Source organism: Ruegeria sp. SCP10 (assembly GCF_040329495.1).
In the GTDB taxonomy this organism is placed as follows: domain Bacteria; phylum Pseudomonadota; class Alphaproteobacteria; order Rhodobacterales; family Rhodobacteraceae; genus Ruegeria.
The window spans coordinates 1-475 of sequence record NZ_JBDZYF010000078.1 but is presented as its reverse complement, the minus strand read 5'-3'; the positions used below and the strand labels follow the sequence as shown (position 1 = coordinate 475).

1 protein-coding gene is annotated in these 475 nt (G+C 51.8%); it reads right to left on the bottom strand.

The genetic code is table 11. The features are described from left to right. On the bottom strand, positions 1 to 475 hold a 475-nt coding region (locus ABLN87_RS22350; RefSeq protein WP_353014312.1), incomplete at both ends, for a hypothetical protein.

The window sequence follows — 475 nt, the reverse complement described above, 5'->3', positions numbered from 1 at the left end:
CACTTTTCCAGATGCTGCTGGCTGATCCAGTGCCTGCAGCATGTGCTGAATATCGGGAGAGGCCTGCTGATATCCCGTCTCCCGGAAACTGCGCCACGATTCTGAATCCGCCGTCACATTAAATTGCAATGAAGCAACTCTAAGCGCTCTGTCCACTCCTGATTTTGACAAATGTACCCCCCTATCTTTGAGGTGATCGGAGATTGCCTGGTGGGTGAGCTTTTGAGATTTCAGGTCGAGGATGATCTGCATGACATCACGGGTCACCGCCTTGGGCATACCTTCTCCAGGTAAGCCCGCATCCAATCGAAGCGCTTTCTTGATCATCCCAGCGCTAATTTGAATATTGTCCTCTCTTAGCGCGGCGCTGATCTCTTCACTGACCACCCCCTGGTCTCTCAGCGCCTTGATCTTCTCAAATACTTCCGGGGTCAGTTTTGAGGCAGGTTTCCTGATTGTAGCTTGAGGCTGTTCC